Annotated in this window: 30 protein-coding genes; 22 read left to right on the top strand and 8 right to left on the bottom strand. The window is 36.0% G+C overall.

The annotated features are described in order from the left end of the window. The 18 genes from ACR65M_RS20935 to ACR65M_RS20850 all read left to right on the top strand — a co-directional run. Positions 1–208 (top strand): MazG nucleotide pyrophosphohydrolase domain-containing protein (locus ACR65M_RS20935; protein WP_440274308.1); only part of this gene is annotated, 208 nt, incomplete at its 5' end. A 13-nt stretch (positions 209–221) separates the two neighbouring features. Further along, positions 222–1,022 (top strand): 4-hydroxy-tetrahydrodipicolinate reductase, encoded by an 801-nt coding sequence (gene dapB / locus ACR65M_RS20930; protein ID WP_121448963.1) that lies wholly within the window; start codon positions 222–224, stop codon positions 1,020–1,022. Between the two features lie 14 nt (positions 1,023–1,036). Then, positions 1,037–1,456 (top strand): methylglyoxal synthase, encoded by a 420-nt coding sequence (mgsA, locus tag ACR65M_RS20925; protein ID WP_099362743.1) that lies wholly within the window; start codon positions 1,037–1,039, stop codon positions 1,454–1,456. 50 nt (positions 1,457–1,506) lie between these two features. Then, positions 1,507–2,640: an N-acetyl-alpha-D-glucosaminyl L-malate synthase BshA gene (gene bshA / locus ACR65M_RS20920; RefSeq protein ID WP_440274307.1), complete on the top strand. Its 1,134-nt coding sequence runs from the start codon at positions 1,507–1,509 to the stop codon at positions 2,638–2,640. 15 nt (positions 2,641–2,655) lie between these two features. After that, the gene (locus ACR65M_RS20915; protein WP_440274306.1) at positions 2,656–3,840 is read left to right on the top strand and encodes a CCA tRNA nucleotidyltransferase; all 1,185 of its coding nucleotides are present in this window, start codon (positions 2,656–2,658) and stop codon (positions 3,838–3,840) included. Next, positions 3,813–4,811 carry a biotin--[acetyl-CoA-carboxylase] ligase gene (locus ACR65M_RS20910; protein WP_121448960.1) on the top strand — a complete coding sequence of 333 codons (999 nt, stop codon included), beginning with the start codon at positions 3,813–3,815 and terminating at the stop codon, positions 4,809–4,811. Before ACR65M_RS20915 ends, ACR65M_RS20910 begins: the two co-directional genes overlap by 28 nt. A 435-nt stretch (positions 4,812–5,246) precedes the next feature. Further along, positions 5,247–6,080 (top strand): 3-methyl-2-oxobutanoate hydroxymethyltransferase, encoded by an 834-nt coding sequence (gene panB / locus ACR65M_RS20905; RefSeq protein WP_341331060.1) that lies wholly within the window; start codon positions 5,247–5,249, stop codon positions 6,078–6,080. Between the two features lie 2 nt (positions 6,081–6,082). Further along, positions 6,083–6,928 (top strand): pantoate--beta-alanine ligase, encoded by an 846-nt coding sequence (gene panC / locus ACR65M_RS20900; protein ID WP_440274305.1) that lies wholly within the window; start codon positions 6,083–6,085, stop codon positions 6,926–6,928. 312 nt (positions 6,929–7,240) lie between these two features. Then, positions 7,241–7,624: an aspartate 1-decarboxylase gene (panD, locus tag ACR65M_RS20895; protein WP_121448957.1), complete on the top strand. Its 384-nt coding sequence runs from the start codon at positions 7,241–7,243 to the stop codon at positions 7,622–7,624. 60 nt (positions 7,625–7,684) lie between these two features. Then, the gene (gene dinG / locus ACR65M_RS20890) at positions 7,685–10,453 is read left to right on the top strand and encodes an ATP-dependent DNA helicase DinG (RefSeq protein WP_440274304.1); all 2,769 of its coding nucleotides are present in this window, start codon (positions 7,685–7,687) and stop codon (positions 10,451–10,453) included. 25 nt (positions 10,454–10,478) lie between these two features. Beyond that, the gene (locus ACR65M_RS20885; RefSeq protein ID WP_440274303.1) at positions 10,479–11,333 is read left to right on the top strand and encodes a ComEC/Rec2 family competence protein; all 855 of its coding nucleotides are present in this window, start codon (positions 10,479–10,481) and stop codon (positions 11,331–11,333) included. Between the two features lie 213 nt (positions 11,334–11,546). Beyond that, the gene (locus tag ACR65M_RS20880) at positions 11,547–11,717 is read left to right on the top strand and encodes a YpmA family protein (protein ID WP_440274302.1); all 171 of its coding nucleotides are present in this window, start codon (positions 11,547–11,549) and stop codon (positions 11,715–11,717) included. Between the two features lie 14 nt (positions 11,718–11,731). Then, a complete protein-coding gene (locus tag ACR65M_RS20875) occupies positions 11,732–12,205 on the top strand; it encodes a cell wall elongation regulator TseB-like domain-containing protein (RefSeq protein ID WP_341331064.1) in 474 nt (157 codons plus the stop codon). 17 nt (positions 12,206–12,222) lie between these two features. Then, the gene (locus ACR65M_RS20870; protein WP_440274301.1) at positions 12,223–13,407 is read left to right on the top strand and encodes a pyridoxal phosphate-dependent aminotransferase; all 1,185 of its coding nucleotides are present in this window, start codon (positions 12,223–12,225) and stop codon (positions 13,405–13,407) included. Positions 13,408–13,572: 165 nt separating this feature from the next. After that, positions 13,573–14,865, top strand: a complete 1,293-nt coding sequence (gene asnS, locus ACR65M_RS20865; protein ID WP_341331066.1) for an asparagine--tRNA ligase — start codon at positions 13,573–13,575, stop codon at positions 14,863–14,865. A gap of 132 nt (positions 14,866–14,997) precedes the next feature. After that, positions 14,998–15,708, top strand: a complete 711-nt coding sequence (locus ACR65M_RS20860; protein ID WP_440274300.1) for a DnaD domain protein — start codon at positions 14,998–15,000, stop codon at positions 15,706–15,708. 23 nt (positions 15,709–15,731) lie between these two features. Further along, complete coding sequence (gene nth / locus ACR65M_RS20855; protein ID WP_099362757.1) at positions 15,732–16,391, top strand: endonuclease III; 660 nt, start codon at positions 15,732–15,734, stop codon at positions 16,389–16,391. Next, entirely contained in the window at positions 16,384–16,737 is a 354-nt protein-coding gene (locus ACR65M_RS20850; protein WP_440274299.1) for a YpoC family protein, read from the top strand. The genes nth and ACR65M_RS20850 overlap by 8 nt, the downstream gene beginning before the upstream one ends. Before the next feature lie 29 nt (positions 16,738–16,766). Here ACR65M_RS20850 and ACR65M_RS20845 read toward each other — a convergent pair whose 3' ends face one another. Both ACR65M_RS20845 and recU read right to left on the bottom strand, forming a co-directional pair. Continuing rightward, positions 16,767–19,298, bottom strand: coding sequence for a PBP1A family penicillin-binding protein (locus tag ACR65M_RS20845; RefSeq protein ID WP_440274298.1), 2,532 nt, complete (start codon positions 19,296–19,298; stop codon positions 16,767–16,769). A gap of 77 nt (positions 19,299–19,375) precedes the next feature. Then, on the bottom strand, positions 19,376–19,978 hold the full coding sequence (gene recU / locus ACR65M_RS20840; protein WP_341331071.1) for a Holliday junction resolvase RecU: 603 nt from the start codon (positions 19,976–19,978) through the stop codon (positions 19,376–19,378). Positions 19,979–20,167: 189 nt separating this feature from the next. On the opposite strand from recU, the gene ACR65M_RS20835 reads away from it, so the two are divergent. Then, entirely contained in the window at positions 20,168–21,124 is a 957-nt protein-coding gene (locus ACR65M_RS20835; protein ID WP_440274297.1) for a DUF2515 family protein, read from the top strand. 21 nt (positions 21,125–21,145) lie between these two features. Here ACR65M_RS20835 and ACR65M_RS20830 read toward each other — a convergent pair whose 3' ends face one another. Beyond that, the gene (locus tag ACR65M_RS20830; RefSeq protein ID WP_494776435.1) at positions 21,146–21,250 is read right to left on the bottom strand and encodes a hypothetical protein; all 105 of its coding nucleotides are present in this window, start codon (positions 21,248–21,250) and stop codon (positions 21,146–21,148) included. Between the two features lie 206 nt (positions 21,251–21,456). Between ACR65M_RS20830 and ACR65M_RS20825 the strand changes: the two genes are divergently transcribed. The 3 genes from ACR65M_RS20825 (at position 21,457) to ACR65M_RS20815 (ending at position 22,619) form a co-directional block, all read left to right on the top strand. Then, positions 21,457–21,714: a hypothetical protein gene (locus tag ACR65M_RS20825; protein ID WP_440274296.1), complete on the top strand. Its 258-nt coding sequence runs from the start codon at positions 21,457–21,459 to the stop codon at positions 21,712–21,714. A gap of 29 nt (positions 21,715–21,743) precedes the next feature. Further along, complete coding sequence (locus tag ACR65M_RS20820; RefSeq protein ID WP_341331073.1) at positions 21,744–22,112, top strand: YppE family protein; 369 nt, start codon at positions 21,744–21,746, stop codon at positions 22,110–22,112. A 105-nt stretch (positions 22,113–22,217) separates the two neighbouring features. Beyond that, on the top strand, positions 22,218–22,619 hold the full coding sequence (locus ACR65M_RS20815; protein ID WP_121448944.1) for a YppG family protein: 402 nt from the start codon (positions 22,218–22,220) through the stop codon (positions 22,617–22,619). A gap of 53 nt (positions 22,620–22,672) precedes the next feature. Here the strand turns inward: ACR65M_RS20815 and ACR65M_RS20810 are convergent, their stop codons facing one another. The 5 genes from ACR65M_RS20810 to ACR65M_RS20790 form a co-directional block, all read right to left on the bottom strand. Next, complete coding sequence (locus ACR65M_RS20810; protein WP_341331074.1) at positions 22,673–22,816, bottom strand: hypothetical protein; 144 nt, start codon at positions 22,814–22,816, stop codon at positions 22,673–22,675. A gap of 14 nt (positions 22,817–22,830) precedes the next feature. After that, positions 22,831–23,079, bottom strand: a complete 249-nt coding sequence (locus ACR65M_RS20805) for a sigma-G-dependent sporulation-specific acid-soluble spore protein CsgA (RefSeq protein WP_121449657.1) — start codon at positions 23,077–23,079, stop codon at positions 22,831–22,833. A 38-nt stretch (positions 23,080–23,117) separates the two neighbouring features. Beyond that, a complete protein-coding gene (locus ACR65M_RS20800) occupies positions 23,118–23,318 on the bottom strand; it encodes a hypothetical protein (RefSeq protein ID WP_440274295.1) in 201 nt (66 codons plus the stop codon). Positions 23,319–23,384: 66 nt separating this feature from the next. Beyond that, complete coding sequence (locus ACR65M_RS20795; protein WP_341331076.1) at positions 23,385–23,864, bottom strand: Hsp20/alpha crystallin family protein; 480 nt, start codon at positions 23,862–23,864, stop codon at positions 23,385–23,387. A 118-nt stretch (positions 23,865–23,982) separates the two neighbouring features. Continuing rightward, positions 23,983–24,678: a Crp/Fnr family transcriptional regulator gene (locus ACR65M_RS20790; protein ID WP_341331077.1), complete on the bottom strand. Its 696-nt coding sequence runs from the start codon at positions 24,676–24,678 to the stop codon at positions 23,983–23,985. Positions 24,679–25,027: the final 349 nt, after the last annotated feature.

Here is a 25,027-nt window from a genome sequence, read left to right as displayed (position 1 = left end):
TCAAATTAATGAAAAAGTGTTAAATTTAATATGGATAGGTGTTTTATATATGTCTCATTTGGCTAGGTCAGTTCAAGACATGTTATTTGTTTTGATTTGTCTTGCAAATTCCTTGAACATTGACCTTGAAGACGCACATAATACTGTTATGAATAAATTTAATACAAGAGATAAAGATAGATGGACTCGTATTGACACTAACGAATAGGGGAGATAAAAGAATGGAAACCATTAAAATCGTAATTGCTGGACCAAGAGGCAGAATGGGAAAAGAAGCGGTAACGCTTGTACAGGAAACTGAGAATTTTTCTTTAGTAGGGGTAATCGATCATAAATACAATGGAATGTCCCTAAATGAGATTGATGGATTTTCAAATGTTAACGTACCTATCTTTACTGATATTAAGGAAGCGTTTAAAGAAACAAACCCTGACGTTTTGATTGATTTAACGACACCTGAAACGGGTAAATATCACACAGAGATTGCTATTGAACATGGAGTACGGCCAGTCGTTGGCACTACAGGGTTCACAAAAGAGGAATTAGAAAGATTGTCAGTGCTTGCAGAGGAACGTAAATTAGGTGCAATTATTGCTCCAAATTTTGCGGTTGGTGCAGTTTTAATGATGAAATTCTCACAAATGGCAGCCAAGTATTTTCAGGATGTGGAAATTATCGAGCTTCACCATGACCAAAAACTCGATGCTCCATCTGGAACAGCTGCGAAAACGGCAGAACTACTAACAACTGTTAGAGAATCAAAGAAACAAGGACACCCTGATGAAAAAGAAACCATTCAAGGTGCTCGAGGTGCTGAATATGACGGAATTCGTATACATAGTGTCCGCTTACCTGGACTTGTCGCACATCAAGAGGTACTGTTCGGCGGAAATGGACAAATGCTTTCCATTCGCCATGATTCTTTCAACCGGGCTTCTTTCATGTCAGGTGTTAAATTATCGGTTGACACTGTAATGAACCTCGATGTACTGGTTTATGGATTGGAAAATATTATCGAATAAGGGGATACATAACGATGAAAATTGCATTAATTGCTCACGATAAAAAGAAAAATGATCTTGTTCAATTTTCTACAGCTTATAAATCTATTTTAGAGGATCATGAATTGTTTGCCACAGGTACAACAGGTTCACGTGTTTCTGAAGCTACAGGGTTAAAAATCCACAGATTCCAATCCGGACCATTAGGTGGCGATCAGGAGATTGGTGCGATGATCGCAAACAATCAAATGGACATGGTAATCTTTTTTAGAGACCCACTTACTGCACAGCCACATGAGCCAGATGTAACAGCACTTATAAGATTATGCGATGTATATTCTGTACCTTTAGCGACAAACATGGGAACGGCTGAGGTGCTTATTCATGGCCTTGAACAAGGATTTTTCTCATGGCGTGAAATAATCCGTGATAGACAAGAAGGAAATAATTTGTAAGTTCGTAGATACACATACGTGTATTTAATGAAGAATTGGGAGATTCGTAAATGAAACTGAAAATTGGGATTACCTGTTACCCGTCTGTTGGCGGTTCAGGTATTGTAGCAACAGAGTTAGGGAAGCTACTTGCAGAAAAAGGACATGAAATTCATTTTATTTCTTCAAGTCTTCCATTTCGTCTCAACAAAATTTATACAAATATTTACTTTCATGAGGTGGAAGTCAATCAATATTCAGTTTTTAAATATCCGCCGTATGACCTTGCATTAGCTAGTAAAATGGCAGAAGTGACAAAGAGGGAAAATCTTGACCTTCTTCATGTGCACTATGCGATTCCACATGCAGCATGTGCATTTTTAGCTAAGCAAATGGTGGGCGGTGATGTAAAGATTGTAACGACCCTTCACGGTACAGATATTACTGTTCTCGGGTATGATCCATCTTTAACAGAACTTATACGCTTTGGAATTGAACAATCTGATGCGGTGACAGCTGTTTCACAATCACTTGTGGATCAAACGTATGAGTTAATCGAGCCCAAAAAAGAGATTAAGACGATTTATAATTTTGTAGACGAGAAAATTTATTACAAACGAGATGTGAATGATTTGCGAAGTCAATATGGGATTGAAGAGGATGAGCGAGTCATTATCCATGTTTCCAACTTCCGTAAGGTGAAACGTGTACCCGACGTTATCCGCGCATTTGACCTCGTTCAAAAAGAAGTTAAATCAAAGCTGTTATTAGTTGGCGATGGGCCGGAGCTAACAACAGCCTGCAAATTAATTGATGAATTAGGCCTTGATGATAAAGTCCTTCTCCTAGGAAAACAGGAGAACCTTGCTGAACTGTATTCAATCAGTGACTTAAAGCTACTATTATCTGAAAAAGAAAGCTTTGGACTCGTTCTCATTGAAGCAATGGCATGTGGAGTTCCGACAATCGGTACAAATGTTGGTGGAATTCCAGAAGTCATTGAAGATGGTGTAGATGGCTATATTTGTGAACTAGGTGATATTAAAGATATTGCAAATAAGGCAATTAACCTGCTATCTGATATTGAGTTACATCAAAAGATGTCAAATCAGGCAATTAAATCTGTCCAACAAAAGTTTAATTCTGAACGAATTGTCAGTAACTATGAGGATTTATATTATTCAATACTTTCGAATAAACGTTGATAGGGGCTCACGACGATGGATGAATCTTTTGTAAAAGCCAAAGCAATTCTTACAACATTACATAATAATGGCTACGAAGCTTATTTTGTTGGTGGTTCTGTTCGTGATTTTCTCCTTCATCGTCCAATCGGTGATATCGATATTGCAACCTCGGCATTACCAGGGCAAATCATCGATTTATTTCCAAAAACGATTGATGTCGGAGCCGTTCATGGCACCGTAATCGTTTTACACGATGGTGAACAATTTGAGGTGACAACATTTAGAACGGAAGAAGGTTATGAGGATTACCGTCGACCTTCACATGTGGAATTTGTTACTTCCCTACATGAAGATTTAAAAAGAAGAGACTTTACAATGAACGCGATTGCGATGACGATTAATGGAGATATTATTGACCCTTTTGATGGAAGGAAAGCGATAGAAAAGAAAGTAATCCAAACAGTTGGTAATCCGACTGAACGTTTTCGTGAAGATGCGCTAAGGATGATGAGGGCCGTTCGATTTTTAAGTCAGTTGTCCTTTTTACTTTGTGAAAAAACTCAATCTGCGATCATGGAAAATGCATATTTATTAAAAAAAATTTCAGTTGAACGGATTACTATCGAATTTGAAAAATTACTTTCTGGTCTGAGTTGTCAGGCTGCATTTCCAATTTTAATTGAGACAAGATTATTTCAGTACATACCAGGATTAGAAGATGAAATACAAGGGTTGAAAAACTTCCCTGCATACAAATGGAATCAATTGCAAGACAGATCTGAGTATTGGACACTTGTTAGTTATTTGTTGTCTAAAGAGGATCTTAATTCGTTTTTAAGGCAATGGAAGCTTCCGAATAAAGTTGTGGATCAAGTTGTAAAAAATGTAGCTTGTATACAAAATGTCTTTCAAACTGGTTGGAACAATCGGCTATTATATGATTCAGGAGCGAAATGTGTCCAACAAGTTGAGAGAATTTTAAATGTGCTTGGATTTGGACAAGAAACATCACCATCAAAAGAATATGAAAAGCTGCCTATTAAGCAGCGATCAGAATTAGATATTACGGGTGAGGATTTATTAAATTGGTATAATCAAAAACCAGGTAAATGGATTTCAGATCTCTATATTAAAGTAGAAGATGGAATACTTGAAAACGAAGTGGTAAATAACAAGGTAAAAATAAAGGAGTGGCTTCTATCGTGCAATCAGAAATAAGAAAAAGATTGTTAGAGGTCTTCTCTAATGCTAACGGAGAATTTATTTCTGGTCAAAAAATTAGTGAGCAACTTGGGTGCTCACGTACTGCCGTTTGGAAGCATATTGAAGATTTACGAAACGAAGGGTATGAATTAGAGGCAGTTAGAAAACTTGGTTATCGTATAATCACGAAACCAGATAAAATTAGCGGCAACGAAATTCAATTGGGTCTGGAAACCGAGTTTCTTGGAAGAAATATTCATTTTGAAGAATCACTCACCTCAACGCAAAAAATAGCACACCGGCTATCGTATGATGGTGTAGTTGAGGGCACACTTGTCGTGGCTGAAGAACAAACAACTGGTCGAGGAAGACTTGACAGGTCCTGGTATTCACCAAAGCATACAGGAATCTGGATGAGCATGATACTAAGACCACAAATTCCACCTTCACAAGCTCCGCAATTAACACTTTTGGCGGCAGTAGGTGTAGTCCAAGCGATCCAAGAAGTAACAGGGTTAGAGCCTGATATAAAATGGCCAAATGACATATTAATCAATCATAAAAAGATTGTTGGTATTCTAACTGAACTTCAGGCAGAGACAGACCGGATTAATTCAGTTATTATTGGAATTGGCATTAATGTAAATCAAGAATTGAATCATTTTCCTGAAAGCTTACATTCAATTGCAAGCTCACTTGCAATTGAAAAAGGAGAAAAAATTGATCGCGCGAAGCTCGTTCAGGTAATTTTATTTAAAATTGAAAAACTGTATAAGGAATATTTACAACATGGCTTCAAGGCTGTGAAGTTATTATGGGAGAGCTATGCAACAAGTATCGGCAAGAGAATTGTTGCAAGAACACTTTCAGGTTCAATTGAAGGTAAAGCAATTGGAATCAATGACGAAGGTGTATTACTTCTAGAGGATGCGTCCGGAAAATTGCACCATATCTATTCAGCGGATATTGAGATTCCTGAAAAATAAAGTGTAGAAATAATATTGAATCTTTTATATAATTCAAAGTAATGGGTGGTATCCTGTCGGAACTGCACCAGTGACTTAAGTTTTACCAATGTCATTTACAATTATATTCTGCCTTGATCCATTGGACTGGGACAGAGGGATGAAATTTACCGAAAACATTCATGTTTAATCCTTCTTTCTCTTTATTGAAAGAAGGATTTTTTACTTCGTAATCAAATACGCCTTGGCGTATTTGTGCCCAATTTTTTTCGATGGTGTCTCGAAAAATTTCCTTTGAAAAATTGTGGCATCCGCCGGAGGCATTAACTTTATGCAGTCTCTACTGAATAAAGTTAATAAAAAACGTCCACGAATCGGTTTTTCATCTCCTCTTTTTAAGGACTCGAGGACAGCCTTAAGCAAGGCGAGCTTTAAAAGCCAAAAGGAGGAAAAATGATGAAACAAACAACAGAATTTTTAAAAATGAAGCAGAAGAAAGAGCCAATTGTAATGCTAACAGCTTATGATTATCCATCTGCAAAACTTGCAGAGGAAGCAGGGGTCGACATGATCCTTGTAGGTGATTCATTAGGTATGGTTGTATTAGGCTATGATTCTACTATTCCAGTAACAGTTGATGATATGATTCATCATACGAAGGCCGTAAAACGTGGTGCAAAGGATACTTATATTGTAACGGATATGCCATTCATGTCTTATCATGTCTCACGATCTGATGCCTTGAAGAATGCTGCTCGAATTATTCAAGAATCGGGGGCACATGCAGTTAAAATCGAAGGGTCAAATGATGTCATTTACACGATTTCAGCATTAACTGAAGCAGGAATTCCTGTAGTAGCGCATTTAGGATTAACCCCACAAGCTGTTGGTGTCTTAGGTGGTTATAAGGTACAAGGAAAAGATGCAGAAAGTGCTAGACAGCTAATTGAGGATGCCAAAAAAGTGGAAAAAGCAGGTGCGATTGCTTTAGTTTTAGAATGTGTTCCTAGACAATTAGGTGAAGAAATTACAAACAGCATTTCAATTCCTACTATTGGAATTGGGGCTGGAAATGGTACAGATGGTCAAGTTCTTGTTTTCCATGATGTGGTTTCATATGGCGTCGATCGTGTTCCAAAATTCGTGAAGCAATATGCTTCAGTTAATAACCAGATTAAACAAGGAATCCAAGATTACATTACTGAGGTTAAAACCAAGTCATTCCCTGATGAAAAACATTCATACACAATGAAAGAAGAAGAGCTTGCAAGCCTTTATGGGGGAAAATGAACATGAAAATTGTAACATCGATCAAGGAAATGCAGCAACATATCAAGACCTTAAAGCTGGAAGGAAAAAAGGTTGGATTTGTACCAACAATGGGGTACCTTCATGAAGGTCATTTAACATTAATGAATAAGGCAAGAAGCGAAAATGATGTATTAGCAGTAAGTATATTTGTAAACCCTCTTCAATTTGGTCCGAATGAAGATTTTGAATCCTATCCGCGTGATTTTGAAAGAGATAGCAAACTCGCAGAAAACAATGGTGTTGATATTTTATTTCACCCAAGTACAGAAGATATGTACCCAACCAAAATGTCACTGACTGCAAATGTTCAATCTAGAATAGATGTGTTATGTGGTAGAAAAAGAAATGGACATTTTGACGGAGTTGCAACAGTATTAATCAAATTATTTAATATTGTTCAGCCAGACCGAGCGTATTTCGGGTTAAAGGATGCTCAACAGGTAGCTGTGGTGGATGGATTAATTACTGATCTTAATTTCCCGATTACGCTTGTTCCGGTGGAAATTGTCCGAGAAGAGGATGGGTTAGCAAAAAGCTCGCGTAATGTAAATTTAACTGCCAAGGAGAGGGCAGAAGCTACGAGATTATATGAAGGTCTTCAAATGGCTAAAACAGCTATCGAGAATGGCCAACGCAACCCAAGGGTAGTTGAAGAATTAATCATGAACCATCTTACAAAACATACATCTGGTGAAATCGATTATGTAGAAATATACAGTTACCCAGAGCTTGACGAGCTTTCGGAGCTAACTGGAAAAATCATTATTGCGATCGCTGTCAAGTTTACAAAAGTCAGACTTATTGATAATATAACTTTTGATGTATAAAAACGAGTTCAAAAGGAGGATGAAAAGGACCAAGAAGTTCGAGGCGGTGAAGTTTTGAGTAGCGGAACGTATGTTGTGTATACGTGAGCACAAGGAATGTTTCTTCATTGATTCCGCTTCGCACGCCTTAAAAGCGGGTTTTCTTCTCCAAGGAACGGAAAAAACAAACCAACGAGCTTCTACAGGATGTAGTGACTTCGACGTTCGACACAGGACGTGTCGGTAGTTAGTCGAAGATCGTATACCGATGTGTCATTTTCACCGTACTTTTTGAACCACATTTTGAAATCTTTTGATTCAAGGGGGAGCATCATGTTCCGTACAATGATGAATGCAAAAATACACAGAGCACGTGTCACAGAAGCAAACTTAAATTATGTAGGTAGTATTACTATTGATGAAGATATATTAGACGCAGTCGGAATGGTTGCTAATGAAAAAGTTCAAATTGTAAATAATAACAATGGGGCTCGACTTGAAACATATATTATCCCTGGTGAGAGAGGAAGCGGAGTTTTTTGTTTAAATGGAGCTGCTGCTCGTCTTGTACAAGAGGGAGATGTCATTATTGTGATTTCGTATGCAATTGTACCTGAAGAGAAACTGTCTGAACATAAGCCTAGGGTAGCAATCATGAACGAAGAGAATCAAATTAAAGAATTACTTTTTCAAGAACCAGCTGCAACTGTATTGTAAAAAACTTTATAAGTACAACGCCCCCATATTGGGGGCGTTTGTGTTAGGAGGTGGGACTAAATGAAAAAACGCTTTGTCGTTGTAGACTTGGAAACTACGGGGAATTCTCCAAAGAAGGGTGATAAGATTATACAGTTTGCAGCTGTTGTCATTGAAGATGGAGAGATTATTGAAAGATTTGCAACTTTTGTAAACCCGAAACAAGACATCCCTGTTTTTATCGAGCAATTTACTGGTATTTCAAATGAAGTTGTTGCGAATGCCCCTGATTTTTCAATTGTGGCACCCGAAATTATTTCGATGTTTAAGGATTCCTATTTTGTTGCTCATAATGTTCCTTTTGACTATTCTTTTTTACAGGAGGAATTAGCCCAGTGCGGTTTTACGAAATTTCAATGTCTTACTATTGATACGGTTGAACTTTCTAGAGTAATGCTTCCATTGGCAGATAGCTATAAACTTGGACAGCTTGCAGAATCTCTTTCATTAACACATGAAAATCCACATCAGGCTGATAGTGATGCTGAAGTAACAGCAGAAATACTCTTAAAAATAGTACATAAAATTGAGCAACTGCCGTTGGTAACAATTCAAAAGCTTTATACCCTTTCAAATTATTTTAAAAGCGATATCCGTGAAATTTTGCGAGAGATTATAGATGATAGATCCAAACACGCAAAGCGTGAATCGAAATTTGACATCTATCGTGGACTTGCTCTGCGTAAAAAGAAAAAACAAAAGGGTAAAGCAAACCCAAAAAGTAATACTTATACTGAGGTTTTTCATTCAGTGATTCACGATTTTCCATTTCGACAGGGACAGCTAGAAATGGTGCAAACAATTCACCATGCACTTGAAACAAACCAACACGCAATTATCGAAGCAGGTACAGGTATTGGGAAATCATTAGCATACTTGCTTCCAGCAGTTTATATCTCAAAAAAGAAGGGACGTTGTATGATTAGTACAAATACCCTTCAACTTCAGCAACAATTATTTGAGAGGGATGTCGCGAAATTGCGTGAAATCCTTTCGTTTGATTTCGAAGTTGCACTATTAAAAGGAAGAGGGAATTATCTCTCATTAAGAAGGTTTGAACAAATACTTTATGAGGACAGTGAAAACTATGATGAGGTCTTAGCTAAGGCTCAAATATTAGTATGGTTAACTGAGACCGAAACAGGAGACATTGACGAAATTAATTTGCCTTCAGGTGGCAAGCTTTTATGGGATCGTGTGAAAAGCACATATGAAAATCACGGATTTGAAGATACAATCTGGGAGTCAAGAAGTTTTTATAAAAAAGCAAGGGAATCTGCTGAAAAAGCGGATATATTGATTACAAATCATGCTTTGTTATTACAGGATCTGAGCTATGACTTTGAAATTCTCCCTTCTTACGACTATTTGATTATGGATGAAGCCCATCATTTTGAAACCCTTGCAAAGCGGCAGGTAGGATTTCATATTCATTACTTAATGATTCACTCTGTTCTGACGAGGATTGGTCTATTCGAAACAAACGATTTACTTAAGAAATCATCAAAAATAGTGGAACGGATTGGATACAATTCAGACTCATTTGAACGAGTGAACCAACTTTTAAAGGACATGAGAGCATCTGTTAATGAATTTTTCCGGATGATACGTAGTCATGCATTATCAAAACAATCGAATGAAAACCAAACGAATCGGATTCAATATGTAGTAGATCGAAATAATGAATCAGGTGAGTATTGGCAAGAAGCGATGGAACAACTGACAAAGTTGAGTATTTCAAAGAAAGAACTTTCTACAATGATTCAATACCAAAACGAGCTAATTATTCAAAATAAGTCAATGCTAACACCATTGCAATTAGGTTTATTTAATGATTATCTATTATGTTTCAATTTATTATTTGAAAAATGTGCTATTATCGAGAGTTTTTATGACGTGTTGGAAAATCAAATGGTTTGGATTGAAATCGATCCAAAGGGGCCAGTAAATTCGGCAACCTTATTTGTGGAACCCACAGATGTTTCTGAATATCTAGCTGACCACTTTTTTACTTTTAAGAAAAGTGTGATTATGACTTCTGCAACATTAACAGTGGATGATTCATTTTCCTATATTATTAAGAAGCTTGGCTTGACAGATTTTCAACCCATTACATTGACAATACCATCACCATTTGATTACGAACGTCAAGCAGTGATGATGGTTCCATCAACTGTTCCACTAATCAATTCTGTATCACAGGATGAATTTGTTGATTCGATTTCAGTTCATATAGCTGAAATTGCCAAAAAAACAAATGGACGTATGCTTGTTCTTTTCACTTCTCATGATATGCTCCAAAAAACATATATGAATTTAAAAAGAATGCAGCAACTTGAAGAGTTTGTGTTAATTGCCCAGAGTATAAGTGGCGGTAGTCGGGCAAAATTAACAAAGAATTTTCAGGCGTTTGAAAAGGCAATTCTTTTAGGTACAAGCAGTTTTTGGGAGGGTGTAGATATCCCAGGTGAAGATTTAACCGCACTTGTTATCGTCAGGCTGCCGTTTACTCCTCCAAACGATCCAATTTTCGCTGTTCGCACAAAGGAAATTGAAGGAAAGGGTGGAGATTCTTTTAAGGAACTATCTTTACCTGAAGCAATCCTTCGATTTAAACAAGGTATTGGAAGGTTAATTCGATCTGAAAAAGATAAAGGGGTAATCTTTATTTTAGATCGTCGGATTATAACAGCATGGTATGGAAAAAAGTTCGTTTCATCAATTCCACAAATGAATTTGATTCAAAAACCTCTTCATGAGCTTATGGAATATGTTGAAAAATGGTTATAGATATTAATTCTTTTGAGGCTGATTTGTGAAATATATTAATCTGATCTTATTCATTTTTTTAACATTATTTACTTCAGGCTGGACAAGCGAAAATGTGCGGACTAATATAGAGAAAATTAATGTTAAATTATCCGAAGATGAGATTGCGATTACATTTTTAGACCTATCAAATGGTGAAGCAAGTTTGATCCATATACCAAATGGAGAGTTTTTCCTAGTGAATACCGGTGGGAACGGAACCAAAGAGGAACTTAAGGAGTACCTTGAAGTCTATGAAGTGAAAAAATTAACAGGCATTATTATTACAAAACAAGACACATTATATACTTCAAATTTAGACTGGCTAATACAACAATTCTCAGATGTACAAATCATCCAGGGAGCACATAATAAGCAAGAGTACTCCAAAAATAATATCGTTAAGTGGGAAAATCAAAAGACCTATAAACTAAGCTCTTTACTAGCTGCTGAAGTCATTCATGAAGACCAGATAAGCGAGAAGTCTCTTGGTATGGATGTATTATTCCGATTTGGTAATCATCGGGTTCTTTTTATGACCAGTGCTAATTCAGAATTAGAGCATCAAATGCTGTCAAATAAAGTGCTGCCCATAACAAATATTTTAAAGGTTGCGGAATTTGGCCATGCAAAGGGTTCAGGAGAAAAATTTGTGAATCATGTAAATCCCCAAATTGCGATTATTTTTCATAAAAAAGGATCACTTCCTAGCTCAGATGTGTTAGAAAGACTAAATAGTAGTTGGATCGACATTTACTATACAAAACAGTTTGGCAGTGTCACCATCAAATGTACACAGACCGATTACGAAGTTTTTCCCATTTCGTTAAAAAGTGATCAACCAAAGGGAGACCAAGAATAAAAAAGACCTGTCAAAGACAGGTAAAGGCATGGGATTAGGAGTTAATTTTTTATTAAAAAATTATATTGTGAATGGTTATACACCTGTTATAATGATGTAAGGCAACTTAGTGTAGACAACTTCAACTGTAATGTTGTAGTACTTCTATTGTTGCCGTTAGAGAGATATCGTATGAGTAGAAAAATTTGTGATGAATGAAGGGAGAGCTCTTGCTTGGAAAGTAAGATAGTAATTCTATCGACTGTTAAGATTCAAAATACTCCTGATTTATATAAAATTGTTGATTTGTTAAATCGAAGTTTAAAACATGAGGATCTTATGTTTGGATTGGCACTCGATAAAGATGATCAAAATAAAGCAGTTTTTACAATTTATCGAACGTAAAGAAGTTGATTAAAATGAAAAAATGGATCATATGGATACTCGTCCTTCTCCTTATTATTATAATTTGGACAGGAATCGGCATTTATCAATCGGCATTGAAGCCATACAATAATGCTCAATCGAAGGGAAATGAAATTGCCCTCGAGAAGACAGTAATTGAGACAATTGATGATAGTTATACATATTTTGGAACGAAAGCGTATCAAGTCGTCATCGGTAAAAATGATGAGGGTGAAAAAGTGATTGCTTGGATTCCAGAAAAAAAAGGTAAAATAGTAACGCGATTTGAACGTGATGGAATCACAGAAAAAGAAGCAATTACTATACTAAAAAGGGAACGGGATCCACAAGAAATTCGTTCCGTCAAACTAGGGATTGAAGATAATATTCCGATTTGGGAAATTATTTATATAGGTAGTGATAATCGATTAACCTACCATAAATTGTATTTTGAAACTGGCAAATATCGCAATTCAATCAAACCATAATACGTGGGGGGAAAACCATGAAATTAGCAAACAGAGTAGCAGCATTAACACCTTCATCTACACTTGCAATTACTGCAAAAGCAAAAGAATTGAAGGCAGCGGGACATGATGTAATTGGACTTGGTGCAGGTGAACCGGATTTTAATACACCTGAACACATAATCGAGGCTGCAATCAAAGCAATGAAAGAGGGGCATACAAAATATACTCCTTCTGCTGGATTACCTTCGTTAAAACAAGCAATTTGTAAAAAACTTCTAAAAGATCAACAATTAGAATATAAGCCAAATGAAGTGATTGTTGGAACTGGTGCAAAGTTTGTATTATATGCTTTATTCCAAGTACTTCTAAATAAAGACGATGAAGTTATTATTCCTACTCCTTACTGGGTCAGCTATCCCGAGCAGGTGAAGCTCGCAGATGGTGTACCAGTGTATGTTGAAGGAAAAGAAGAGAATAATTTTAAAGTCACAGTAGAACAACTGGAAGCAGCCATTACAAATAAAACAGTTGCTTTAGTATTAAATTCACCAAGCAACCCAACTGGTATGCTTTATTCAAAAAAGGAATTAAAAGCAATTGGTGAATTATGTGTGAAGCATAATATCTTAATTGTGTCCGATGAAATTTATGAAAAACTCGTGTATTTTGGTGCTACTCACTATTCAATAGCTCAGGTAAGCGAAGAAGTGAAAGCACAAACTATTCTTATCAATGGACTTTCGAAATCACATTCAATGACAGGTTGGAGAATTGGATATGCAGCGGGCCCAGTTGATATCATTAAAAGCATGACAGACCTTTCAAGTCATAGTGTTTCTAATCCAACTTCGATTGCACAATATGCATCGATTGCTGCTTATGAAGGTTCACAAGAACCTGTAGAAACAATGAGACAGGCTTTTGAACAAAGATTAGATGTTATTTATGATAAGTTAGTAAGTATTCCTGGAATTTCATGCAAAAAGCCACAAGGGGCTTTCTATCTATTTCCGAATGCAAAAAAATGTGCGGAACTGACAGGATATGATAATGTAGATGATTTTGCAAAAGCACTATTAGAAGAAGCACTTGTTGCTGTTGTACCTGGGTCTGGCTTTGGTGCACCAAACAACATTCGTCTATCTTATGCTACATCATTAGAACAGCTTGAAAATGCGATTGATCGTATTCGTAAATTTGTTGAGGAAAAGATGAAATAAAAAATTTATATGGGGATGGTTCAATTGGAGTTTATTCACTCTTGAACCATCCCCATGGTATTTCTTGCTTCATTATGACAAGATATGTATAATAAAGTAGGAATTTATACATAAGTGGCGATAATAACGCCAATGCGCATTTGATTGATTTTTGGAGGGACAATTGTGAAAACAACTATTTCAGAAGTTAATAAATTTGTTGGAGAAGAGGTTACAATCGGTGCTTGGTTAGCGAATAAACGATCAAGTGGAAAGATTGCCTTTTTACAACTTCGTGATGGGACAGGCTTCATACAAGGTGTCGTTGTAAAGGCGGAAGTGGATGAGGACGTTTTTAAAACGGCGAAATCAATCACACAAGAAACATCTTTATATGTAACTGGTGTTGTTAGGGAAGATGAAAGATCACCTTTTGGTTATGAACTAACGGTTACAAATATTCAAGTCATACATGAAGCAGTCGATTACCCAATTACGCCAAAAGAACATGGAACAGAATTCTTAATGGATAATCGTCACTTGTGGCTTCGATCAAAGAGGCAGCATGCTGTCATGAAAATCCGTAATGAAATTATTCGTGCAACTTACGAATTTTTCAATGACAATGGTTTCACAAAAGTTGATCCACCGATATTAACTGGAAGTGCACCTGAAGGAACAACTGAACTCTTCCAAACAAAATACTTTGATGAAGATGCATATTTATCACAAAGTGGACAACTATATATGGAAGCTGCAGCGATGGCTTTAGGAAAAGTATTTTCCTTCGGCCCAACATTCCGTGCGGAAAAATCGAAAACAAGACGCCATTTAATCGAATTTTGGATGATTGAGCCGGAAATGGCCTTCTATGAACATGAAGATAGCTTAAAAGTACAAGAAGAATATGTTGCACATATTGTTCAATCTGTCTTGAAAAACTGTCAATTAGAGCTGAAAACATTAGGCCGTGATGTATCGAAACTTGAAAAAATACAAGCACCATTCCCACGTATCTCTTATGATGAGGCTATTGAGTTTTTACATGAAAAAGGCTTTAACGACATACAGTGGGGCGATGACTTTGGTGCTCCACATGAAACTGCAATTGCCGAAAGCTATGAAAAACCTGTGTTTATTACGAATTATCCTAAGGGAATTAAGCCTTTTTATATGCAGCCAGCACCTGATCGTGATGATGTGGTGTTATGTGCGGACTTAATTGCTCCTGAAGGATATGGCGAAATCATTGGTGGATCAGAGAGAATTCACGATTATGACCTTATGAAACAACAGCTTGAAAAACATGGATTAACAAGTGAAGCGTACCAATGGTACCTTGAATTACGTAAATATGGTTCAGTACCACATTCGGGCTTCGGATTAGGCTTAGAGCGAACAGTAGCATGGATTAGCGGTGTTGAGCATGTTCGTGAAACAATCCCATTCCCACGCTTATTAAACCGTCTATATCCATAATTAACAATAGTAGGGACCTTCTTTAATAAGAGGGTTTCTTTTTTATTTTTTGAACAGATCCAACCCAAATATTTCTTTCTTATTGCTAATCGTAATCTCATGTTATACTAGGGTATGAAGAGGTGTTTATACATGAAAATGGATAAATTAGTTGATTTATTCGAACAAGGCAGTATTTCAATTCCGAAAATGTTAATGTCCTCGTATCGACATCTACAGCTTAATGAAGAGGAAATGATGGTCCTTTTCCATATCCTAACTTTTATGGATGGTGGAAATTTCTTTCCTACACCAATTGAAATCTCAAATCGCATGACAATTACAGAAGAAAAATGTATGGAAATTCTACGTCAGCTCATTCAACGTGGTTATTTAGAAATAAATGAAGGAAATGATGAAAATCGTATCATCTACGAAAAATACTCTTTACGACCATTATGGGAGAAAATGCTCCAACATCTTGTTCAACAAAATATGAATGAAGAGAAAGAAATCGAAAAACAACACGAAAAGGACTTATATAGTATTTTTGAACAAGAATTTGGACGACCTCTCTCACCATTTGAATGTGAGTCCTTAGCAATGTGGTTAGATCAAGACCATCATGATCCATCCATTATAAAAGCAGCATTACGAGAAGCAGTTATGTCTGGAAAGCTCAATTTCCGATATATTGATCGAATCCTCTTTGAATGGAAAAAGAACGGTATTCGTACCATTGAACAGGCTCAGAACCATTCTCAAAAGTTCCGGCAACACCAACATAAACAAAAACAATCTGAGCAACCTCAACAGGGAAATTACAAACGGACAATCCCTTTTTATAATTGGTTAGAGAGCTAAAGATAAAAAATAGGTGATAAAAAATGCTAAACAAACAACAAATTCAATTTTGTCTAGACACAATGGGGGAGATGTTCCCGGAGGCTCATTGTGAGCTGAATCATAAGAATCCATTTGAACTGGTAATTGCTGTTTCATTATCTGCTCAATGTACAGATGCATTAGTTAATAAAGTAACAGCTTCTCTTTTTGAAAAATACAAAACACCAGAGGATTACTTAGCTGTTTCTCTTGAGGAGCTTCAAAATGATATTCGTTCCATTGGTCTTTTTCGAAACAAGGCAAAAAACATTCGTAAATTATGCCAGATGCTAATTGAAGAATATGGAGGCATACTTCCACAAGACCGTGATGAATTAACAAAATTACCTGGGGTCGGTAGAAAAACGGCTAATGTTGTTGTCTCAGTAGCCTTTGGTATTCCAGCAATTGCAGTCGATACTCATGTAGAAAGAGTAAGTAAGCGACTAGGATTTTGTAGATGGAAAGATTCTGTATTAGAAGTTGAAAAAACATTAATGAAAAAGGTTCCTAAAGAAGAATGGTCTGTGACCCATCACCGAATGATTTTTTTCGGAAGATACCATTGCAAAGCCCAAAATCCACAATGTGAAATATGTCCGCTATTAGAGGTTTGTAGGGAAGGGAAAAAGCGCATGAAGGGGAAAGAAAAAGTTGGATAATGAAAAGGGTATTTCTGATATTATTGAAAAATGGGATACAAGAAAAGAACATCTAACTTACTGCTATCGAAATCGAGATAAAGCTACGGTTATTGAGCCGATGAAAGAAGCAGTAGATGATTTTTTAACCTTTTTATGTTTAATAAATGAAAAGCAATTTTCGAGTGCAGAAAACATACTTGAATACTCCAAGGAATTTGATTATAAGCCGATTAATTTTGAGGAGCGGATATCATTTATTTTAAAAAAGCCTCATCAATACCATTCATTTGTACAATTAAACGAACTTTACCATGAACTTCTAAAGCTTCATGCAATCATGAAAATTAAAACGCAAAAAAAATAACGCACATTTAGTGCGTTATTTTTTTATACTTATTCTCGGTCTTCGTTACCAGGTGGGAGAGGTGGGAAGATCGCTCCTTCACCATTACCTTCGCCTTCACCGTTGCCATGACCTTCACCATCGCCACCATTATCACCTTCGTTTCCACCATTTTCATTACCTGGTGGAGTTACAGGAGGGAGTGGAATTTCAATTTCTTCTTCCTCTGGTTCCGGAACATTAATGGTGTTTGATGCAGGATCACTGCGTTTTTTAGGATTATCATCATTTACAGCTGTAACTGTAAATTTGTAGATCGCTCCTGGAATAGCATCAGGAATTGTATAGCTTAATTCCTTAGTCGTTGTAAGAACCTTAGCAGGTCCTTCGTCAATTGAAACACCAATCTCAAAGCTATTACCATCAAGTTCACCTTCAGTATATGCCCAAGATAGATTGATTTGATTTGTTACTTGGTCATACTGCACATCAAGGTTAGAAGGTGGGTTAAGTTTGTCATATTTCTCAGACACTTGCGTTGGTTCAGTTCCTTTTATGAAATATTCATAAATAATTTGGTCTTTTGGCGTAAAATCACTTGGAAGTTTTGCAGGATTTGATCCTTTTTCAACTCCGACTTTAACGACTGATTTTGGCATTACAAAATCCTCTGCTTCTTTTCCTTCAGAAAGATTAGTAATGATGTTTCTAAATAATTTTAATGCTAGGTTCTGTTCAGCCGGTTTAATAGGTTCACGATTATTTTTATATCCCGTCCAAATGGCTACCGTATGGCTAGGTGTGTAGCCGCTGAACCATACATCTGGGACACCCGATGAAATATTATATTTTTTCATATCATCTGCGGAATAGTTGGTTGTTCCTGTTTTACCAGCAATTTGTAATCCAGAAACATCATATCTACTTCCGGAACCAAAATCCATTACAGATTTTAGCATGTCCGTAATCATAAACGCTGTTGCTTCCGACATTGCTTCTTCAGGCTCTGGAGCAAGAGTTACTTCTCTTCCATCTGGAAAAACAATCTTGTCAACCGCATGTGGTTTGATAAAGTTTCCTTGATTTCCGAATGCTGCATAAGCACCTGCCATTTCAAGAGGAGAGATACCGCCTGACATCCCACCGATTGAATATGCCTCATTAATTCTCTCATCAAATGTAATTCCAAGACGTTCTGCAAATTCGGTAACTTTGGTTACGCCTACTTCTTGGAATGCCTTAAGTGCTGGGATATTCCTTGAGTGGGCTAAAGCAACTCTTGCAGATATTTGTCCCATATGTTTTCTGTCAAAGTTATTGATTGGCACACCATTTGAATAGGTGTACGGTTCATCTTTAATTTGCTGATAGGTTGACCATTTTAAATATTCAATAGCAGGGCCATAGTCTAAAATAGGTTTAATCGTTGAACCCGGTTGGTTTTCGGATTCAAGTGCAAAGTTTCTGCGGTTATTTTCGGCTTGGTTTCTTCCGCCGCCTAATGCTCTAATTTCACCTGTTTTTGTATCCACTATCGCGATTCCAGCTTGAAACTCTTCATTTGGAAATTGAACATCAGGATCTTCATTTGCTAATAATGAATCGACATGTTTTTGTGCTTTAGGGTCAAAGGTTGTATAGATTTTTACACCTGCATTATAAACATCGATATCATCATATTCTTTAAGCTCGATTTTTACTTGGTCCATGAAAGAATCGATTGGAGATGATTGTTCGTTTGATTCTACTATAGATGATTCAATCGGAACCTTTTTAGCAGCTTCTGCTTCATCTTTCGAAATAAATTCATGCCTAACCATTAGGTTTAATACAATATTACGGCGCTTTTCTGCTGCTTCTGGATGAACAAAAGGGTTATAGATCCCTGGGTTTTGCCCTAATCCAGCAATAAAGGCTGATTCATGCAGCTCAAGTTCATCTAATGACTTATTAAAATATTTTTCAGCAGCCTTGGATACACCATATGTGTTACCGACCCCGTAGTAGATTTTGTTAAGGTACATTTCAAGTATTTCATCTTTTGAATACTTTCGTTCTAATTGAAATGCAAGCCATAGCTCCTGTGCTTTTCTCGTAAGCTTTTTTTGCCCTTCTTCGAAGAAGGAGTTCTTTATTACCTGTTGTGAAATGGTACTCGCTCCTTCAGAGCCAAATCCATCAGTAATATTTGCGACAACGGCGCCACCAAGACGAATCACATCCAAGCCGTGGTGCTCATAGAAACGTGCATCCTCGACTGCTATTACCGCATTCTTTAGATCCTCTGGTATTTGATTAAGAGGGACGTAGGTCCGTTTTTCTGCGCCAAATTCATAAATTTTGTTGCCATCCTTATCATAAACTTTTGATGAAAGTGGATCCTTTAATAAGGATTCATCTAATGGTGGAGCTCCACTTGCCATTACGAAGAATGTCGTAGCCCCGGCTACCATTCCTATTATTCCTATTAATAGGACAATAAGTATAATTCGCTTAAATAACGAACCCTTTGCTTTTTTTGGTGTCTTCTTTTTTTGATTCGCATGTCGACGTTCTTCACGTGTTTTATATTTTTCAGACATACTATTTCCTGCCTTTCAAATGCATTCATACATATTGACGTTTTTGAATTGCAAAATGTTTCATTTCTAGCTTTTTACTATTCAAAATAGAGTTGATTAATAATTTTAATATAATCAATTCTTGGCCTAAATCCAATAGATAATGGATGGCCATAGGTTTCTACTTCTTTTTTTGTTATTGATTTTCTTCCATCAGCCATTTTTCGATTCCAGAAGGTTAGTAAGTGCTTTGCCTCAAGTAAATACATTTCATCTATTGTTGTAAATCGAAGAATTACAAAGCAAATCCCATTTTGTTTTAAACAATCAGACATATGCTTTATTTGGTGCTCGTGAAAGTTTTGAAGCGGAAAAGAGGTTTTATTTTTCGTTTCCTTCGCTTCAAAATCAATATATCGGCCTTTGTATATACCATTATAGTCCGTGGTTGATGCTTGTTTAAAATAGGCTTCCTTTATGACTGCTGCACTTCTTTTCGGATAATCGACATTTACGATTTGTACAGGTGTTGGTTTTTTATGAATAACTGCAATTTCCTGCTCCAAATAAAATTGATTTGTTTCGTTGAGATCTTCTTCAAGTGTCATTCCACGATTCCCATATATTTTTTGCTTGAGATGTGGTTTGTTTTTTACTTGTTGGGGCTTATATACTTTCCCATTTGGATAACGAAACTCCATACTCTCATCCCCCTTAAGACACCTATTATACCAAAAACTTCTCGGAAATAGTTTAAAGAAATTGTTAACAATTAGGGTGAGGCCAAGATGGATTACATATCACTATACCATACTATTCGCCTGAAAATATACTTTTGGGGGCGTGTTGTACGCTAGGATGGACACACTATGGTAAGAGGTGTGCAAAGAATGAGTAAAAAACAAACCGATATACTAGAAATAGAAACGATGGTAGATATTCGAAGAAACCAGGAACATAATTTAACGATAGAAGAAAGAGAAATACTTCTGGATATTCAATCAAAAACAGCAAAAGGGAATATTGATAATATTTCACGGAATGCTGGTTGGAATATGACCGATTTAGAAGGGGAATGGATCCCGAGAATTCTAACTGAAAAAGAGAGAAGAACTTTATTTAATACATATGAACGCGCAAACTGGCTCATTTTTTCAGATGCATTTCCACAACTCTTGATTTACGAGTATTCGAAAAAAATAGGGAAGCCTTTGTTTCACATGCTAAAAATGTTTTCGGTATCCAAATTTGTCGAGGCAGAATGGGAGTTTTTTTGGCGATTTGGTAATCGTGGTCGTTTGGTAACAGCCCAAATCATTAATGAACAGAATATCATTCAAAAGCCTGTAATAGAACATCCATTACTAAAAAGGAAGGTTTTTCAAAGTTTCTTTTATAATCTTCAGGACTTTCTGCACTTTAGTTCAGTCATTTATCCAACATTGGATGGAAGATTATTTGGATTTTCCGTTCATAAATTTACAAAACTAGATAATAGAATTGAACTTGGTAAAAAGCTTGCATCCCTTTTATTTCATAAGGACTATTATAAATATTTTATACAGTTTTCTAACGTTGTAGAGCATACAGGCTCTAGATATGATTATGAAAGGTATATAGATGAGCGAAGATTTCGTAATACACCATTTTTACGAACTACCTATCCGATTATCCAACACCACAAAGGCAAGACATTAGATTGGTATAAAGGCGAGAGAAAAGCTAAATGGTTTGCGGAAGTTGAGTTAGGGGACCAATTTGACCTTACAAAATGGTTCTTAAAGAAACAGAAGCAAGTACAAGCAGGCATCATACTAGAAGAACTGTTATTAAAAAACAAAGGCTGACAGTCAGCCTTTGTATGTATATTATGTTGATGGTCTATCTGGTCCTTCTAGTTTTTTGTCTCCATAACCAGGTGCTTTCTCTTCATTACGTTCTTGATTATTTTTCTTCTTATTTTGCTTTGCCATAGGATTTTCACCTCCTACTCGTAGTGTGAGCATCTTTCAAAGATAACATTCTTAAAAATGTTAGGAAACCATTGTCGAAAATAGAGAAAGTTGTTGGAGTAATACCACTTTCTTTGACGAATAAAAACTAGTTTTGTCAAGCGTGCAGGAGGAACAATTTCGGCATCGAATTAACTAAAAAAAGACCGAATAGGAGGATGGATATGTTGAAGGGTGAACTTACGACGAAAGCGCATGTTCTTGGGGATATTGATCAATTGCTTAATTCATTAAACACGATTGATAAGCAAATTCAGGCAGAAGTAGATTTGTGTATTGATGAAGGGAAAGATCTGAAATTGATTCAAATTAAAGGGCTTGAAAATGATCTCATTTCCTTACAAAAGACATTTCTTAATCAAAAATCAGAACAATCACCGCAAACCGGAAAGGAACATTCTTATCACTTAACATTAAGCTATTAAAACGGTAAGATAGATGTTGAGGTGAGAGAATGTACACGGAACTATTGGCGAAGACGAATATTTTAAAGGATCTCTGTGACCAATCCATTAAACGATTAGAGGATGTTAAAACAAGTGAATCCTATGAAGTGGATTTTTATAAAGAAGTAAAACCTTTTGTAGATTCTACAATGGAAATAGCAGATAGTTGGAGAGAATTGGCGACTGCATGGATTAATAAAGAGTTTCCGAAAAATCTTCATCCTAATCAGATTGATGCTACACATGAAAATATCCAACATATCTCCATCCAAAGTTTTTATCAAGATACAAAAGTTAAACGTTTTAAAAATATGTATGAATCGGTTCAATTTGTACTAGATAACATCCTTGTAAGGGCTATAAAACCAAAACAATAAACCCTCCTTTAAAGATACCTTGATATCATGGTATCTTTTTTTGAACATCTAACCCAACTTTTACATAATCTATAGTAAAAGAACATCACAGGAGGTTTGTTCCACATGTATCAAAATTTTCGCAGGAACAAATATGCTGCTAGACCTTATGGTAATTCGTGGCCTTATTTGGGGCAACCTACTTATCAGCAATTTTACGGAGGAGGGTACCAATCGAATTGGAATCAATACAATCCTCCAACCTATATGCACTATAATATGAACAATTATCCTGGTTATTCTCCATACGGATATCAGACACCTTATTTAAATCCTTATCCTACCCCTAACTTAACTGGTTCAGATCAAATAAAGGCGAAAGGGGCTGGGGGCATCCTAAATCAATTTAAGAAAAAGGATGGGACCTATGATATCAATAAAATGATGGATACAGCAGGGCAAATGGTAGGGGCAGTGAACCAAGTTAATTCAATTGTGAAAGGCTTAACGAAAACATTTAAAGTGTAGATTTGAACAAATAAAAGAAAGCTGTCACTATTCAGCTTTCTTTTTATATTGGTTTATTTAGGTTTCTTTTGTTCATTGTACTGCTTTGCCAAAAGCTGTAATGCTTCATTATAGGATAATCCAGAATTTGCATTCAATCGTTTTACTTCTTCGACATTTGTATTCGAATACTGTTTCGTAGTAAATCCGTTTCCCATTTTATCCACCTTTTCTAAAGCAATTCATATACTTCATTAAGTTGATGAACACGTGTAAAATCTTTTTCGTCCATCGCGTAATTGATTTCTTCAGGTAAAACTTTGTTCAAAAATTCGATTTCTTCCTCATCTAAATCTCTTACAAATGCTTCTTCAGATGCGTATTGGTTGTTTATCATTTTTGTAAGAATAGCACGGCTTGTCTTATTCTCATCACCATAATTTGAAATTGATTCTATTAGATAGCCTAGCGTTTTATCCACGATTAATCACCATTTCATAATTATTTGAACATCCTCTATTAGGATTCTTCGAAAAATGAGGTAAATTCCTCTCTATTATCTGATTGAGATTCTTTAAAATACAGGTTTTCCTCAGTTGCATTCTTAGGGTCAAGATTCGTCTTAATCACAAGCATTGGTTCATCACTGGCATCTGCAATGATTCGATCATTTAATTCCTTAAAATCAGGTAACTTTTGGTTGCCTGCCTTTTTGTCCATAATTACACCTCCTAGCCATATCATGCTAATCTTCGATAGAAAGTATGTAAAAAAGAGCATGTATTTTCACATGCTCTCATCAATTGTGATTTTTCGTTTTCTTGGCTTTGGGATCCGAATTTTTAAGACACCATTTACATAAGATGCTTTAATTTGGTTTGTGTTTATGGGGTAAGGTAACGAAATTGTCCGACTTGCTTTGTTGAAAGAATTCTTTTTTACATAATAATGTTTTTTTTCATTGGTTTCTTCCATTTCTTCAACATGGTTAACAGTAATCGTAATATACCTTTCCGAGTACTCGATATCAATTTGTTCTTTATTGACTCCTGGTAGGTCTGCTGAAACAATTAGCTCAGTGTCTGTTTCATACATATCAATGGGAATTGTTGAGAACGGGAATGGTTTTTCGAAAAATTCGTCTATCGTATCTAATAGTCGTTTGACAGGTTGCTGGGTAAAGAACTCATTCATTGATTTCATAAGTGGACCGAATGCTTCATTTTCATCTTTTGGGTTTGGTTTATTTGACCTTTCGTCTTTCATTCTTTTTTCTCCTCCCTAGACGTATTATCTATTGTCACTATATTCATTACATATCAAAATGTTTTTATTTTGGGCATGAAAAAAGAACTGAGTTAAATTTGGCTCAGTTCTTTAATACTTAAATAAATAGTTCTTCCTCTAAGCTTTCTAAATCGACCATGATGTTACCTTTTTCATCAACTTCCACTATTTCTTTTTTCTTTAATTTTGTTAACGTTCTGCTCACTGTTTCACGGGTAGTACCAATCATGTTGGCTAAATCCTTATTTGTAAATTGAGTGGTAATCATGATTTTACCATTGGATATCTCCTCGCCATCTGACTTACAAAGGCGCATGATTAATTTAATAATTTGTTCATATGTATTATTTAATATTTGAGCTTCGAGACGATTTTGAAGGTCTACTATTTTCTCACCCAATACCCTGAAGAGCTTGATGCTAACTTGTGGCTGCTGTAGCAATACGTTTTCAAAATGAGAAATTGAAATAACCACAGCCTTTGTATTCTCTAGCACCAAAGCATAAGCAGGATAGTTACCCTTTCTGAAAAAACCAACATGTGGGAACATATCTCCGTCCTTTTGGACAGTCACAATTTGTTCTTTTCCATTTACATCATTTTTATATATTTTTACTTTTCCTTGGTAGATAAAATAAACATTCTCTAAAGGGTCGTCTTGCATAAAAACATGGGACCCCTTTTTATACTGCCGGTATTGGGCAATGTTCACGATTTCATTAAGTTCATTACTTGTTAGTTCTTTAAAAAGTGGTACCGTTTGTAACACCTCAGTTATCTCAATCCGATTCATTTGTATCACTCCAAGTCTCTACTGTTACTTTAAGTGTACCAAACTACTAGATTACAGGTAAAGCATCTCCAAGCTTTTTATCGGCTTAAAAGGTCGTTGTATTAAAGTATGAAAGGAAAACTAGTACTTATCACTTAAAATAAAAAGAAATTTATCGCTAGTGTCATATTTTGATGATTTTTTTTATAGATTTAATGTAGAAATCATATGATTTCAAAAAAATAGTATAGGGGGTCAATTTTTTGAAAAGAAAGCTTTCAGTTGGATTGGTATTATTGGACTAACCTAAAATAGTGAGACAATATAAAACACCTCCAAAATGGCAATACTTGAGATAAGTATTGTGACA

The organism is Ferdinandcohnia sp. SAFN-114, assembly GCF_059415045.1.
Note: the sequence above shows the minus strand (reverse complement) of the source record. Positions and strands in the feature narration are given on the sequence as shown.